The 13,889-nt window shown below is 67.9% G+C and carries 15 protein-coding genes; 7 read left to right on the forward strand and 8 right to left on the reverse strand.

Translation table 11 applies throughout. The annotated features are described in order from the left end of the window. Positions 1 to 8: 8 nt before the first annotated feature. On the reverse strand, positions 9 to 902 hold the full coding sequence (locus tag ACNJ7E_RS23300) for a LysR family transcriptional regulator (protein WP_280782993.1): 894 nt from the start codon (positions 900 to 902) through the stop codon (positions 9 to 11). Between the two features lie 72 nt (positions 903 to 974). Between ACNJ7E_RS23300 and ACNJ7E_RS23305 the strand changes: the two genes are divergently transcribed. Genes ACNJ7E_RS23305 through ACNJ7E_RS23315 form a run of 3 tightly spaced genes read left to right on the forward strand, consistent with a single transcriptional unit; the run spans position 975 to position 3,874 of the window. After that, the gene (locus ACNJ7E_RS23305) at positions 975 to 1,892 is read left to right on the forward strand and encodes an EamA family transporter (protein WP_280782994.1); all 918 of its coding nucleotides are present in this window, start codon (positions 975 to 977) and stop codon (positions 1,890 to 1,892) included. A 25-nt stretch (positions 1,893 to 1,917) separates the two neighbouring features. Beyond that, on the forward strand, positions 1,918 to 3,171 hold the full coding sequence (locus tag ACNJ7E_RS23310) for a Mur ligase family protein (RefSeq protein WP_418341079.1): 1,254 nt from the start codon (positions 1,918 to 1,920) through the stop codon (positions 3,169 to 3,171). Beyond that, entirely contained in the window at positions 3,164 to 3,874 is a 711-nt protein-coding gene (locus ACNJ7E_RS23315) for a type 1 glutamine amidotransferase (protein ID WP_418341080.1), read from the forward strand. Before ACNJ7E_RS23310 ends, ACNJ7E_RS23315 begins: the two co-directional genes overlap by 8 nt. Positions 3,875 to 3,958: 84 nt before the next feature. Here ACNJ7E_RS23315 and ACNJ7E_RS23320 read toward each other — a convergent pair whose 3' ends face one another. Further along, positions 3,959 to 4,972, reverse strand: coding sequence for a type IV toxin-antitoxin system AbiEi family antitoxin domain-containing protein (locus tag ACNJ7E_RS23320; protein WP_280782997.1), 1,014 nt, complete (start codon positions 4,970 to 4,972; stop codon positions 3,959 to 3,961). Positions 4,973 to 5,179: 207 nt separating this feature from the next. Between ACNJ7E_RS23320 and ACNJ7E_RS23325 the strand changes: the two genes are divergently transcribed. Further along, positions 5,180 to 5,626 (forward strand): SRPBCC family protein, encoded by a 447-nt coding sequence (locus tag ACNJ7E_RS23325; RefSeq protein WP_065488743.1) that lies wholly within the window; start codon positions 5,180 to 5,182, stop codon positions 5,624 to 5,626. After that, positions 5,623 to 5,955 (forward strand): ArsR/SmtB family transcription factor, encoded by a 333-nt coding sequence (locus ACNJ7E_RS23330; protein WP_005248640.1) that lies wholly within the window; start codon positions 5,623 to 5,625, stop codon positions 5,953 to 5,955. The genes ACNJ7E_RS23325 and ACNJ7E_RS23330 overlap by 4 nt, the downstream gene beginning before the upstream one ends. Positions 5,956 to 6,080: 125 nt before the next feature. Here ACNJ7E_RS23330 and ACNJ7E_RS23335 read toward each other — a convergent pair whose 3' ends face one another. The 5 genes from ACNJ7E_RS23335 to ACNJ7E_RS23355 form a co-directional block, all read right to left on the reverse strand. After that, complete coding sequence (locus ACNJ7E_RS23335) at positions 6,081 to 7,538, reverse strand: MFS transporter (RefSeq protein WP_317571840.1); 1,458 nt, start codon at positions 7,536 to 7,538, stop codon at positions 6,081 to 6,083. An 84-nt stretch (positions 7,539 to 7,622) separates the two neighbouring features. Then, positions 7,623 to 8,195 (reverse strand): TetR/AcrR family transcriptional regulator, encoded by a 573-nt coding sequence (locus ACNJ7E_RS23340; protein WP_005248642.1) that lies wholly within the window; start codon positions 8,193 to 8,195, stop codon positions 7,623 to 7,625. Then, positions 8,192 to 8,800: a recombination mediator RecR gene (recR, locus tag ACNJ7E_RS23345; RefSeq protein ID WP_005248644.1), complete on the reverse strand. Its 609-nt coding sequence runs from the start codon at positions 8,798 to 8,800 to the stop codon at positions 8,192 to 8,194. Before recR ends, ACNJ7E_RS23340 begins: the two co-directional genes overlap by 4 nt. A 9-nt stretch (positions 8,801 to 8,809) precedes the next feature. Then, the gene (locus ACNJ7E_RS23350) at positions 8,810 to 9,151 is read right to left on the reverse strand and encodes a YbaB/EbfC family nucleoid-associated protein (RefSeq protein WP_009477269.1); all 342 of its coding nucleotides are present in this window, start codon (positions 9,149 to 9,151) and stop codon (positions 8,810 to 8,812) included. A 117-nt stretch (positions 9,152 to 9,268) separates the two neighbouring features. After that, complete coding sequence (locus tag ACNJ7E_RS23355) at positions 9,269 to 9,703, reverse strand: SRPBCC family protein (protein ID WP_005248646.1); 435 nt, start codon at positions 9,701 to 9,703, stop codon at positions 9,269 to 9,271. Between the two features lie 248 nt (positions 9,704 to 9,951). On the opposite strand from ACNJ7E_RS23355, the gene ACNJ7E_RS23360 reads away from it, so the two are divergent. Next, positions 9,952 to 11,403 (forward strand): FAD-binding oxidoreductase, encoded by a 1,452-nt coding sequence (locus ACNJ7E_RS23360; RefSeq protein ID WP_280783004.1) that lies wholly within the window; start codon positions 9,952 to 9,954, stop codon positions 11,401 to 11,403. Continuing rightward, positions 11,400 to 12,701: a class I SAM-dependent methyltransferase gene (locus ACNJ7E_RS23365; RefSeq protein ID WP_418341081.1), complete on the forward strand. Its 1,302-nt coding sequence runs from the start codon at positions 11,400 to 11,402 to the stop codon at positions 12,699 to 12,701. The genes ACNJ7E_RS23360 and ACNJ7E_RS23365 overlap by 4 nt, the downstream gene beginning before the upstream one ends. Positions 12,702 to 12,733: 32 nt before the next feature. On the opposite strand, the gene ACNJ7E_RS23370 is transcribed toward ACNJ7E_RS23365, so the two are convergent. Then, positions 12,734 to 13,771 (reverse strand): type IV toxin-antitoxin system AbiEi family antitoxin domain-containing protein, encoded by a 1,038-nt coding sequence (locus ACNJ7E_RS23370; protein ID WP_280783000.1) that lies wholly within the window; start codon positions 13,769 to 13,771, stop codon positions 12,734 to 12,736. Positions 13,772 to 13,889 lie beyond the last annotated feature (118 nt).

A 13,889-nucleotide genomic window follows, 5' to 3' on the forward strand; every position in this document is an offset into this window, starting at 1 on the left:
GTCGGGGGTCAGTCCCGCACCCGTGCCGCGACGTCCCGGAACGCCTGCAGCACCGTGGCCACCGCGGGAACGTCGTCGGCTGCCGGCCGCCGGGCCAGCTCGTAGATGCGGGCCGCGCGCACCCCGGCGAGCGGCAGCTGCACCACCGTGCGGCTCGTCACCGCATGGCGGGCCAGCAGGGCCACGCCGTGACCGCCGGCGACGAGTTCCTCGATGACCCGGAAGTCGTTGATGCGCATCACCACATGCGGCTGCACACCGGTCGCGGCGGCCACCGACATCAGCACGTCGTCGACGGGGAACCCGCCGCGCACACTGATCCACCTCTCGTCCGCCAACTGGTCCGGGCGGACCGCATCCTGTCCGGCGAGCGGATGGCCGGGCGGCAGGATGAGGTCGATGGGTTCGCGCATCAACGGTTCGGCCGTCACCCGCGGCGAGGACGTGTCCGGGGCCCGCTCGTCGCGATGGGTGAGGACCACGTCGTAATCGGCGAGCAGGGTGGGCACCGCGGCGGCGGGCAGGTCCTCGTCGCGCGCCTGCACGTCCACCCCACTGCCTTCGAGCGCGTCCAGCAGTCCGGGCAGCAGCAGCGCGGCGCCGGACGGGAACAGCGCCACCCGCACCCGCCCGCGCGGCGAACCGCGGTAGGCGCTCATCTCCGCCGCCGCACGGTCCAGGGCGGCCACGACGTCGTCGGCGCGGACGACGAGCGCCTGACCGGCGTCCGTGAGCCGCAACCGGCGGCCGGCGGGTTCGAGCAGGGTCACCCCGGCCTCCCGCGACAGGATCTTGAGCTGCTGCGACACCGCCGACGGCGTCATCGACAACGCCTGCGCGGTCGCCGCCACCGTCCCACGGTCCGCGAGCTCGCGCAGCACGCGCAACCGGGTCGCATCCATGTAGCAAAACTACATTGATAGTGCACTTTAATGCGCTTGTCCTGATCATTTCAGGCCCTCACGATGGAATGCATGACCTCCCGCGACCGGCTGCTCGGACTCACCGTCGTCGTCCTGTGGGGGCTCAACTTCCTCGCCATTCGCGCGGGCCTCGATCACTTCCCGCCGTTCTTCTTCGCCGCGCTGCGATTCTTCGTCATCGCGATCCCGGTGATCCTGTTCGTTCCCCGGCCACAGGTCCCGCTGAAGTGGCTGCTGGTGTACGGCCTCGGGTTCGGCGTCGGCCAGTTCGCCTTCCTGTTCTGGGCCATGCACGTCGGCATGCCCACCGGGCTGGCATCGCTGGTCCTGCAGTCGTCCGCACCGTTCACCGTGGTCCTCGGCGCGGTCCTGCTGCGGGAGCGACTGCGGCCGGCACAGGTGTGCGGACTACTGGTGGCGATAGCCGGAATGACCCTCATCGGCTGGGACCGCGCCCAGCACGCCGCGCTGCTGCCGGTGGCCCTGACGCTGCTCGCGGGACTGTCGTGGGCGGTGGGCAACATCGGCAACCGCAAGGCCGCGTCGGACCAGCCGATGCGCCTGATGCTGTGGATGTGCGTCATTCCGCCGCTGCCGATGCTGGCGTTGTCGCTCGGCGTGGAGGGACCGTCCGCGGGCTGGAACTCCCTGACGTCGTCGCTGGAGGGCACCGGCCCGCTCGCGCTCGCGGGCCTCGCCTACATCGTGATTCTCGGCACGGTCGCGGGCTCGGGTCTGTGGACGGCACTGCTCAGCCGCTACCCCGCCGGGATGGTCGCACCGTTCTCCCTGCTGGTTCCGATCGTCGGGATCGGGGCGTCCTGGCTGGTGCTGCACGAGGAGCCGAGCGTCCTGTCGCTGATCGGCGGGGCCGTCGTCATCGCCGGTGCCGCCGCCACCCAGGTGAGTGGCAGGGTGCGTCCGAGCACACTTTCGCACTCACCTGCCCCCGCGCGAGTCGGCGTCTGACCGGACCCTGTGCAAAACTCGCGGAGTGAGTACTGGAACTGGGATCACGACGCGTGGCAAGCTCGCCCTGCGCGCAGCGGCGTCGGCCTCGTGGGCGTCGCAGAAGGCGGGCCGGGGCAAGGGCTCGATGATCGGCGGACTGATCGCCCTGAAGATCGACCCGACACTGATGGAGCAGCTCGGCGCAGGCCGGCGCACCGCGGTGATCACCGGCACCAACGGCAAGTCCACCACCACCCGGATGACCGCGGCGGCGCTCTCCACCCTCGGTGAGGTCGCGACGCAGGCGGACGGCGCCAACATGGACGCCGGCATCGTCGCGGCGCTCAGCACCCGCGTCCACGCGCCCCTCGCCGCCCTCGAGGTCGACGAACTCCACGTCCCGCACGTCTCCGACGCGGTCAACCCCGAGGCCCTGGTGCTGCTCAACCTCAGCCGCGACCAACTCGACCGGGTCGGCGAGATCAACATGATCGAACGCAAACTCCGCGCCTGCGTCGCCGCGCACCCGGAGGCCGTCGTGATCGCCAACTGCGACGACGTCCTCGTCACCTCGGTGGCCTACGACGCGAAGAACGTCGTCTGGGTCGCCGCGGGCGGCGGATGGGCCAGCGACGCCGCCAGCTGTCCGCGCACCGGCGAACCCATCGTGTGGGAGGGCTCGCACTGGCGCAGCACGGGTTCCGACTTCGCGCGCCCGACCCCCGACTGGTGGCTGGACGACGAAAACCTGTACGGGCCCGACGGTCTGAAGATCCCGATGACACTCGCCCTGCCCGGACGCGCCAACCGCGGCAACGCCGCGCAGGCCGTCGCTGCGGCCGTTGCGATGGGCGCGAAGGCGGAGGACGCCGTCGCCGCGGCGGCCACCGTCCAGGAGGTCGCGGGCCGCTACAGCACCGTCGAGGTCGGGTCGCACTCCGTGCACATGCTGCTCGCCAAGAACCCCGCCGGCTGGCAGGAAGCGCTGTCGATGATCGACCCCACCGTCGACGGACTCGTGATCGCCGTCAACGGGCAGGTTCCCGACGGCGAGGACCTGTCCTGGCTGTGGGACGTGCGGTTCGAGCACTTCGAGGGCGTCAAGGTGGTGGCGGCCGGCGAACGCGGCACCGACCTCGCCGTCCGTCTCACGTACGCCGGCGTCGAGCACACGCTCGACCCGAACCCGTTGCGGGCCATCGCGTCCTGCCCGCCCGGACGCGTCGAGGTGCTCGCCAACTACACCGCCTTCCGCGACCTGAACACCGCCATCGCGAAGGAGGCGCGCAATGCCTGACTCGACCGTACGCATCGGCCTGGTGCTGCCCGACGTGATGGGCACCTACGGCGACGGCGGCAACGCCCTGATCCTCCGGCAGCGACTGCGCATGCGCGGATACGACGCGGAGATCGTCGAGATCACGCTGAACGACCCGGTCCCGGAGTCCCTCGACGTGTACACGCTCGGCGGGGCCGAGGACTCGGCGCAGCGCCTCGCCACCCGGCACCTCGCCAAGTACCCCGGACTGCAGAAGGCCGCCGAACGCGGCGCCCCCGTCCTGGCGATCTGCGCCGCGATCCAGGTGCTCGGCAACTGGTACGAGACGTCGAGCGGCGAACGCGTCGAGGGTGTCTCGATGCTCGACGTCACCACGTCCCCGCAGGCGACCCGTTCCATCGGTGAAGTGATCACGACACCACGGATGGACGGGTTGACGCAGCCGCTCACGGGGTTCGAAAACCACCGCGGCGGAACCACACTCGGCTCCGGCGCCCGCGGCCTCGCCCGGGTCACGCACGGCGTCGGCAACGGCGTCGGGGACGGGCTCGAAGGCGTCGTCCAGGGTTCCGTGATCGGCACGTACATGCACGGACCCGCGCTCGCCCGCAACCCCGAACTCGCCGACCTGCTCCTGAAACGGGCGCTGGGCGTCGACGAACTCGCGCCGCTCGATCTGCCGGAGGTCGCGCAGTTGCGCCGGGAGCGCCTGCGCGTCTGAGCACGTGAGTGGCAAAGCGTCGTCCCGTACTCTTTCTCACTCACCTCCGCAGGTGAGTGAGAAAGAGTGGCCGGGCGCTCTTTCTCACTCACGCGGGCAGGCCGGACAGCGGCGCGACATATCGGCCCATCCTTCGCGGACCAACACCCGGCGCACTTCCTCGAATACCCCGCAGGGGTCGCGGGTCGTCTCCTCCCACCCGTAGACCAACCGTGGACGGTCGGCCAGCTCCGCCGCGTTGTCGCGCCGACGGTCACGGAAGCGGGACTGTTGCGCGCTGTGATACTGCTGCCCGTCGAGCCGGACGATCAGCGGCACACCCATCGGGCTGTAATCGACGTCCTCGTACAGAATCCGGCCGTCCACGACGTGCGGCATCTGACGTTTCCCGCTCGGCAGCCCGTGCGCCCGTTCGACGTCGAGTGCGTAACGATGTTCGAGCGCCGATTGAACGCCGTCGCCGAGCAGCATCACGGCGTCGGCGATGTCGGTCGCATATCGGTGCGGACGCCGGACCTCGAGTTTCCGCCGGAGCACCTCGACGTGGACCTTGCCACTCGTGGCGGCCTCGATGAACCGGAGGGCCGCCTCCCTCGGGGTGGCCTCGGACACCGCAAGGTCGATCACCGTGTCGGCCAACGACGTCCGTGGCCGGCGGAACGGGACCGAGATGTGCTCGAATGCGCGGGACCGATGGACCACGACGCCACCATGAACGAGTGCGTAGCCGATCGAGGTGGGGCGCGGACCGCCGGGTGAGCGGACCGTCGGCCCCTGATTCACCGCCGAGCAGTTGTAGGGGACGGTGATGTGGACCGGTGCCGGCGGGGCGTCGCCGCGGAGCAGTCCCCATTCCTCGGCCGCGGTCCGGTGACTCAGGATCGCCCGGCCGCCGTACAGGAGTGCGGCGGAGAGGGCCATCGGGCGGGTGAGCGGACCGTTGGTGACCGCGATGACGCGCGGCAGCACCCGCAGCCACTGGCCGGACACCACACGATGTCGGAGTGCGGTGGCACTGACGCCGTGCGCCCGGAGCTGTGCCGTGGTGACGACGCCGTCCTGGGCGTCGAGAATGGTCTGCCATGAGTCGTGTTCCATGCTCGGAACGGTGTCGGCCCGCCCCGACAGGAACCGCCCCTAACCACCATTTTTTCCACAGCCTGTGGATAACCCATGTGAGTGAGAATGCGCCCCCGGGCACACATCGACACTCACGTGCGGAGCGCAACCGAAGGGTTGCAGAACGTCGGAAAGAGTGCAACCATGGAGTTGCACATCAACCGTCGTCGAAAAAGGTGACCCACCATGGACGCATCGAGCAGCATCACCCGGACCGTCGTCGTGAACGCCCCGAGATCGGCGGTGTGGGCGGCGATCACGGATCCCGACAAGATCAGCCAGTGGTTCGGGCAGCGCACGTCGCTCGACCTCAGCGTCGGCGGCAAGGCCGCCTTCACCTGGGACGAGCACGGCACCGCCCGCGCCGTCGTCACGGAGGTCGACGAACCGAACGCCTTCGGCTTCCGCTGGGCCGCCGACATCGACGCCGACCCGGTGATCGGCAACTCCACCCTCGTGCGGTTCACGCTGTCCGAGCACGCGTCCGGCACCGAACTGACAGTCGTCGAGACCGGATTCGACACCCTCGACCGCGACGTGGCCGACCAGAAGAGGGCCCGTGAGGGCAACGTCCAGGGCTGGCACGCCGAACTCGACGAACTGGTCGCGTACCTGCACGGCGTGAAGGCATGACAGTGGGCACGTACGCCGAACTGGCCTCGGTGTTCGCGGCACTGTCCGACGAAACCCGCTGGGAGATCCTCACCGAACTCGGGCGGGCCGACCAGTCGGCGTCGTCGCTCGCCACCCGGCTTCCGGTGTCGCGGCAGGCCATCGCGAAGCATTTGAATGCGCTGCAGGCCTGCGGACTGGTGGAGTCGGTGAAGGTGGGCCGCGAGATCCGCTACCGCGCGCTGGGCGCGGAGCTCAACAAGACGGCGCGGACGTTGGAACGGATCGGCGCCGAGTGGGATCGCCGGCTGGCCGCCATCAAGCAGATCGCGGAATCGATGGAGGAGTAAAGACCCCAGACAGGGGTTCGGCCGGGAATGCTTCTGCATTCTCGGCCGGATCTCTGCTTCTCGAGTTTTCTCTGCTCACAGGTACATTTCCTCGATCCGCATCACTGACGATACACGCGAGTGATCTACGTCACAAGAGGCTCTACCGGACTTTTCTTCACCCGATCGTGCCCGGGCAGGGCCAGGGACACCGCGAACACCAGGACCGCCAGCACGGCGCACACCCCGTAGGCGATCGAGAAACCGGCGGCCGAGGCGACACCGCCCACCATGCTCGCCGCCAGGACCGTCGCGACCACCGCACTGCACATGGTGGTCCCCATCGTCCGCAGCAGGACGTTGACGCCGTTGGCCGCGGCCATCTGCGTGGACGGCACGGCCCGGACGATCAGCATCGGCAGCGTGCTGTACACCAGCGCGGTGCCGACGGCCGCGACCCCGAGCGCGGCGATCACCATCCACAACTCCTTGTGCGGCACCGTGTGCAGCGCGTAGCCGAGGACGAGACAGATCGCGCCCGACAGGATCGTCACCTTCGACCCGTAGCGTTCGGACACCCGGGCGCCGACCTGCGCGAAGACGATCATCGACAGACTCGTCGGCAGCTGGCACACCGCGGCCTGGAGAATCGTCAGGCCGTAGCCGGCGTCTCCGCGGGGCGCCTGCAGCAGCTGGGTGGTGATGAGGGCGTTTCCGTAGAACGCGAACCCGACGAGCAGCGCCGTGACATGCGGCAGCAGCACCGACCGTCGCGCCGACACCCGCAGGTCCACCAGCGGGTTCCGGTTTCGCAGCTGCTGATGTCCCCACAGCGCGAACAGGAACACCGCGGACGCGAACATGCCCAGCACCGCGGGGCTACCCCAGCCCCACGAGCTGCCCTGGGTGATCGGGACGAGCAGGCAGACGAGGGCCGCGGTGAGACCGACGGCGCCGACGCCGTCGAACCGCCCACCGGACCGCACCTCGGACTCGCGGATGAACAGCACCGCGGCCGTGGTGACCGCGAGCCCGATTCCCGCGATGACCCAGAAGAGGACGTGCCAGTTGGAGTACTCGGCGACGGACGCCGCGAACGGCAGTCCGAGCGCGGTGCCGATCCCGAGGGTCGAGCTCATCATGGCGATGGCGCCGTTGACCTTCTCCCGCGGCAATTCGTCGCGGAGGATCGAGATTCCGACCGGGATGACGGCGGCGCCTGCCCCCTGCAGCCCCCGCGCGAAGATCAGGAACGCGATGTCGGACGTCACGGCGCAGATCAACGCTCCGAGCGTCATGAAGACGAAGGCGACGAGAAGCATCCGCTTCTTGCCGAACATGTCGGCGAGCCTGCCGAAGATGGGGGTGACGACCGCGCCGACCAGGAGGGTGGTGGTGATCAGCCAGGACACCGACGTCTGACTCGCGCCGGTGAACGCCGGCATGCTGGGCAGGAGGGGCACCATGACGGTCTGCAGGACGGCCTGGAACACGCCCGCGAACGCGAGAATCGGGAAGAGGTAACGCGATCCGCCGGCAGAGTCCGGCGGTGCGACCGGCTGATCCGCAAGCGCCGACAGTGGGCGCGGCAACGAGATCGTCAAGCGTCACCCCTTGCACAGCTGGTAAATGGTTGTTCACCACAGTAGGTGAACAACCATTTACCCCGCAAGCCGGACAATCCGCCCTCAACCGTCGAGCAACTCCTGCACCAGCGGGGCGTAGTGCGCCACCACCTCTTCCGGAGTGCCCGTCGCGTGCTCCTGCATCATCTTGCGACGCATGACGGCGAGACCCGTCAGCATCGACATCACCAGTTCGGCGCGCAGCCGGGCATCCGGCCCGGGCAGTCGTTCGGCCAGCGCGTCGATCATCTGCGCCGAATAGTTGGCGCGAAGCTTGCGACTGCTCTCCTCGCTCGGCCCGCTCATGAACAGGATGTTCAGCGACAGCGGCTTGTACGGTTCGAGCGGCCGCGCGAACATCGACACCATCCGCTCACCGAGACCGTCCAGCGGACCGCTGAACACGATCTCCGCGGCGGCACGGAAATCGACGAGCGCGTCGAACAGCTGCTCCTTCGACCCGAAGTACTTGATGATCAGCGGTGCGCTGACCCCGGCGTCCTCGGCGATGTCCTTGAGCGTGATCTCCCGGTACGGACGCGTCGCGAACGCCCGGCCGGCCGCGTCGACGATCAGCGACCGTGACTGCTCGGCCGTCCGCTTCACCGGCGCAGCAGTGCCCGGATCCGACGTCACAGCGTGCGTCTCCCCGACAACGCCCTGCCCAGCGTGAGCTCGTCGGCGAACTCGAGGTCGCCGCCCATCGGCAGACCCGACGCGAGCCGGCTGACCGTCAGCCCGGGGAAGTCCCGCAGCATCCGCACCAGATACGTCGCGGTGGCCTCCCCCTCGGTGTTGGGGTCGGTCGCGATGATCACCTCGGAGACGTCGACGCCATCCTCCTGATTACCGATGCGCGCGAGCAACTCCCGGATACGGAGCTGATCAGGGCCCACCCCGGACAGCGGATCCAGCGCACCGCCCAAAACGTGATAGCGGCCCTTGAACTCGCGGGTGCGCTCGACGGCCTGGACGTCCTTCGGCTCCTCGACCACACAGATCACCGTGCGGTCACGGCGCGGATCGGCGCAGATGCGGCAGTGCTCCTTGTCGGAGACCGTGCCGCACACCACGCAGAACTGGACGCCGTCGCGCACCCGCTGCAGCGCATTCTTGAGCCGGTCGATCTCCGGCGGCTCGACGCTGAGCAGGTGGAACGCGATGCGCTGAGCGCTCTTCGGCCCGACGCCGGGCAGCTTGCCGAGCTCGTCGATCAGATCCTGAACCGGACCTTCGTACACGCCGCGCCTCTAGAAACCGGGGAGACCGGGCAGGCCTCCCCCACCGAATCCGCCCGCGAGCGGACCGAGCTTCTGCGCCGCGATCTCCTGCGCCTTGTTCGACGCGTCCTCGATCGCACCGATCACGAGGTCCTGCAGAGTTTCCACGTCGTCGGGATCGACGACCTTCGGATCGATCTTCAGACCGACCACTTCACCTGTTCCCTTGACCGTCGCGGTCACGAGTCCGCCACCGGCCTGCCCGGTGACCTCGGCCTCGGCCATCTCCTGCTGGGCGGCCATCAGCTGCTGCTGCATCTGCTGTGCCTGCGCGAGGAGCGCCGACATGTCGGGTTGTCCACCTGGTTGCACTGACGTGGTCCTTTCTGCTGTTTCCCCTGCCAGAGTAGACCGTGACCGTCGGTGCGGTCCGGCACCGACGCCGTCGTGGGACTCACGCCGACGGCGCCGGAGCGAACCGGCGTCGCGTCAGGCGAGTTCGCGCTCGAGGTTCGCCAGCACCTGCCCCTGAATCTTCTTCAGACCCAGCGGGGCGAACGTCTTCTCGAAGAAGCCCCCGATGCCGCCCGCGCCCTTCCACTCGGTGGTCGTGGTGACCGTGGAACCGCTGCCGCTCGGGGCGACGACCCAGGTGGTGACGAGCGACGAGTTCGCGTCCGTCTCGGTGATCGTGTTGCCCGCCACGGTGACCGTGGCCTTGATGTCGCGGGACCGCTTCTCGGTGGCCTTCAACGTCCACTGCGCGACGGTGCCGCCGCCCTGCCCACCCTCGAGGACGCGGTAGTCCAGGTACTGCTCCGACAGGATGCGCGGACGCACTGTCTCGTAGTCCGTCAAAGCCGCGAGCGCCTTCTCCGGTGTGGCTGCGACGGTGATCGAACTGCTCGCGCTGACCTGGCCCACTGTTCTGACTCCTCTTGTACGATTTGTACGAAACTGCTTCCTCCTCTCATCCTGCCTTCCGTCGGCGAGTCCGGGCGATGACGTGGCAATCTATTGTGAGGTAGCTCACTTCGACGTGGTCGCGACCCGCACATTGATGAGACATTTGTGTGAATCTTCGCTCGACCGCGCCGATATGCGTGGCCTGAACCCGCGGAGAGGGATAGCGTCAAGGTGTGGCTGCCTCTTCGGTTGAACTACTGAAAAGCATGCGGGAGGGTGGACGCCCCTTCCGTGCGCATCGCACTCTGCCCGTCACCGGGATCGACGCTCACCGCGCCGGCGTCGAACGGCTTCTCGCGTCCTACCGCGCGATCCCCACGGACGCCACCGTGCGACTCGCGAAGAAGACGTCCAACCTGTTCCGGGCGCGGGCCCAGACCAGCGCCCCCGGCCTCGACGTCTCCGGCCTCGGCGGAGTCATCTCGGTCGACGAGCAGACCCGCACCGCGGATGTCGCCGGAATGTGCACGTACGAAGACCTGGTGGACGCCACCCTGCCGTACGGGCTGGCGCCGCTGGTGGTTCCACAACTGAAGACCATCACACTCGGCGGCGCGGTCACCGGCCTCGGCATCGAGTCGACGTCGTTCCGCAACGGGCTCCCCCACGAATCGGTCCTCGAGATCGACGTCCTGACCGGCAGCGGCGACATCGTCACCGCGACACCGGAAGGCGAGAACTCCGACCTGTTCTGGGGGTTCCCCAACTCCTACGGAACCCTCGGCTACTCCACACGACTGCGCATTCAGCTCGAGCCCGTCAAACGGTATGTGGCACTGCGACATCTGCGTTTCGACTCCCTGGACGATCTGCAGTCGGCGATGGATCGCATCGTCACCGAGCGCGTCCACGACGGCATCCCCGTCGACTACCTGGACGGCGTCGTGTTCACCGCGTCCGAGAGTTACCTGACGCTGGGCCACCAGACCGACGAGGGCGGCCCCGTCAGCGACTACACCGGGCAGAACATCTTCTACCGGTCCATCCAGCACAGTTCCGTGAACCACCCCAAAACGGACAAACTCACCATCCGAGACTACCTGTGGCGCTGGGACACCGACTGGTTCTGGTGCTCACGCGCCTTCGGCGCCCAGAACCCCACCATCCGCCGGCTGTGGCCGAAGCGCCTCCTGCGCAGCAGCTTCTACTGGAAGCTCATCGCCCTCGACCACAAGTACGACATCGGCGACCGCCTCGAGAAGCGCAAGGGCAACCCGCCGCGCGAACGCGTCGTGCAGGACGTCGAAGTACCCATCGACCGCACCGCGGACTTCGTCCGCTGGTTCCTCGACGAGATCCCGATCGAACCGCTGTGGCTGTGCCCGTTGCGGTTGCGGGAACCCGCCCCCGCCGGCGCGTCCTCGCAACGCCCCTGGCCCCTGTACCCCCTCGAACCGAAACGCACATACGTGAACATCGGATTCTGGTCGTCGGTACCCATCGTTCCGGGCCGACCCGAGGGGGCGGCGAATCGGCTGATCGAAGACAAGGTCAGCGACTTCGACGGACACAAGTCCCTCTACTCCGATTCGTACTACTCACGAGAAGACTTCGAACGCCTCTACTACGGCGGCGATCGATACACGGAACTGAAAAAACGCTACGACCCGAAATCACGATTACTGGACCTTTTCTCCAAGGCGGTGCAACGTCGATGACAACCCTGAAAGCTTCACGCTCCCAAGATCACAAGCTGACCATCGCAGAGATTCTCGAAACTCTGTCCGACGGCATGCTCCCGCTGCGGTTCTCCGCCTACGACGGCAGCGCCGCCGGCCCGGAGGACGCCCCCTACGGTCTCCACCTCAAGACGACCCGGGGCACCACCTATCTGGCGACCGCCCCCGGCGACCTCGGCATGGCGCGGGCCTACGTGTCCGGCGACCTCGAGGCCCGCGGCGTCCACCCCGGTGACCCCTACGAGATCCTCCGCGTCATGGGCGACGAACTGCACTTCCGTCGTCCGTCCGCGCTCACGCTCGCCGCGATCACGCGCTCGCTCGGCTGGGATCTGCTGCGCCCCATCGCCCCTCCCCCGCAGGAGCATCTCCCGCGGTGGCGTCGAGTCGCGGAAGGGTTGCGGCACTCCAAGTCCCGCGACGCCGAGGTCATCCACCACCACTACGACGTCTCGAACACCTTCTACGAGTACGTCCTCGGCCCGTCCATGACCTACACCTGCGCCTGCTACGAGAACACCGAGCAGACCCTCGAAGAAGCACAGGACAACAAGTACCGCCTCGTCTTCGAGAAGCTCGGCCTTCAGCCCGGCGACCGACTGCTCGACATCGGTTGCGGCTGGGGATCGATGGTCCGGTACGCCGCACGCCGCGGCGTCAAGGTCATCGGCGCCACCCTGTCCCGCGAACAGGCCGAATGGGCGCAGAAGGCCATCGCCGAAGAAGGACTGTCCGAACTCGCCGAGGTCCGGTTCTCCGACTACCGCGACGTCCCCGAGACCGGATTCGACGCCATCTCCTCGATCGGCCTGACCGAGCACATCGGTGTCGGCAACTACCCCGCCTACTTCGGGCTGCTGCAGAGCAAACTCCGCGAGGGCGGCCGGCTGCTGAACCACTGCATCACCCGGCCCGACAACCAGAGTCAGGCGCGCGCAGGCGGCTTCATCGACAGGTACGTCTTCCCCGACGGCGAACTCACCGGCTCCGGACGCATCATCACCGAGATCCAGAACGTCGGACTCGAGGTGCGGCACGAGGAGAACCTGCGCGAACACTACGCACTCACCCTCGCCGGATGGTGCCAGAACCTCGTCGACAACTGGGACGCCTGCGTCGCCGAAGTCGGCGAAGGCACCGCACGCGTCTGGGGCCTCTACATGGCCGGGTCGCGGCTGGGCTTCGAACGCAACGTCGTTCAGCTGCACCAGGTCCTCGCCGTCAAGCTCGGCCCCAAGGGCGAGGCGCACGTCCCGCTGCGTCCGTGGTGGAAGTAGGCGGCTCCGCCGCCCGTGCGCCTTTTTGGTAGCTAGAGCAACCAGAAAGGCGCACAGGCCCGGCAGGGCCTCTCGCCGGGCCTGATCCACCCCTCCCGCACCAGGACGGTCTCCACTTCGCGGGCCACCGCACACGGATTCTTCGTCACCTCGTCGAACCCGTAGACGAGTCGCGGCCGTCCCTGCAGTTCCGCGGCATTGTCGCGTCGGCGGTCCCGGAACGCGACCTCCGCCATGGCATGCGCGCGGCGACCGTCGAGTCGCACGATGAGCGGCACACCGTGGTCGGAGTAGTCGCAGTCCTCGAAGAGGGTCCGCCCGTCCACGACAACGGGTGACTGGCGCCGCGCCCGTGGAAGCCCGTGCGCATCCTCGACGTCGGTGGCGTAGCGGTACTCGAGCACCGACTGGACGCCGTCGGCGAGCAGTCGTACCGCATCCACGAGCGCCTTGCCATACCGACGTGGTCGTCGCTCCTCCATGCGTCGCCGGATGTCGCGCAGGGGGATCCGGGCATTGGTCACGAGGGCGATGAGCCTGGTGTATGCGTCACGGGCCGTGGGCTCGGCAATCGCGAGGTCGAGTGCAGTGTCGGCTCGCGCCGTACGAGGCGGATCCGTGTCGACGGCGATGTAATCGTGGGCCCTCGACCTGTGCACGACAACTCCCGGATGCAACGGCGAGGACGGAGCGATCGGATTGCCCGGCTTACGCGACGGACGCATGCCCGTCGAGCTCTGGCACCGCGACGATTTCCCGTACGGCACGGTGATGTGGATCGGTTCGCCGTCGCGGCGAGGGACCATCCCCCATTCCTCCGCCGCGGTGATGTGGCTGAGCATCGAATGGCCGCCGCCGTAGAGGAGAGCGGCGGACAGGATCATGTTTCGGGTCAACGGGCCGTTGGTGACGGCATAGACGCCTTGGAGGACACGGCGCCACTGCCCCGAGTCGAGGAGATGGCGAACCCTCCCTCTGGAGAAGCCGAACGGCTCGAGTTGGGATTGCGTGACGATCCCGAACTGGGTGTCGACGAGGCGCTGAAAGTCGTGGAGGTCGATGTCGGTCATACGGCGCATCGTGCGATGCGCGTCCGACTCCGATGCCGACAAAAACGCGGTTATCCACGCTGCCTGTGGATAACCGCGAAGTTGTGGATAACCCGCCCCGTGCGCCTTTTTGGTTGTT

It is taken from the genome of Rhodococcus mengyinensis (assembly GCF_048381435.1).
Taxonomy (GTDB): domain Bacteria; phylum Actinomycetota; class Actinomycetes; order Mycobacteriales; family Mycobacteriaceae; genus Rhodococcus_F; species Rhodococcus_F opacus_D.

Bases quoted from the DNA above. Each gene is read 5' to 3' on its own strand.
- ACNJ7E_RS23325 (WP_065488743.1), top strand. From the start codon at position 5,180: ATGGACGCATCGAGCAGCATCACCCGGACCGTCGTCGTGAACGCCCCG.
- ACNJ7E_RS23300 (WP_280782993.1), bottom strand. From the start codon at position 902: ATGGATGCGACCCGGTTGCGCGTGCTGCGCGAGCTCGCGGACCGTGGG.
- ACNJ7E_RS23360 (WP_280783004.1), top strand. From the start codon at position 9,952: ATGCGGGAGGGTGGACGCCCCTTCCGTGCGCATCGCACTCTGCCCGTC.
- ACNJ7E_RS23365 (WP_418341081.1), top strand. From the start codon at position 11,400: ATGACAACCCTGAAAGCTTCACGCTCCCAAGATCACAAGCTGACCATC.
- ACNJ7E_RS23370 (WP_280783000.1), bottom strand. From the start codon at position 13,771: ATGACCGACATCGACCTCCACGACTTTCAGCGCCTCGTCGACACCCAG.
- ACNJ7E_RS23330 (WP_005248640.1), top strand. From the start codon at position 5,623: ATGACAGTGGGCACGTACGCCGAACTGGCCTCGGTGTTCGCGGCACTG.
- ACNJ7E_RS23305 (WP_280782994.1), top strand. From the start codon at position 975: ATGACCTCCCGCGACCGGCTGCTCGGACTCACCGTCGTCGTCCTGTGG.
- ACNJ7E_RS23320 (WP_280782997.1), bottom strand. From the start codon at position 4,972: ATGGAACACGACTCATGGCAGACCATTCTCGACGCCCAGGACGGCGTC.
- ACNJ7E_RS23315 (WP_418341080.1), top strand. From the start codon at position 3,164: ATGCCTGACTCGACCGTACGCATCGGCCTGGTGCTGCCCGACGTGATG.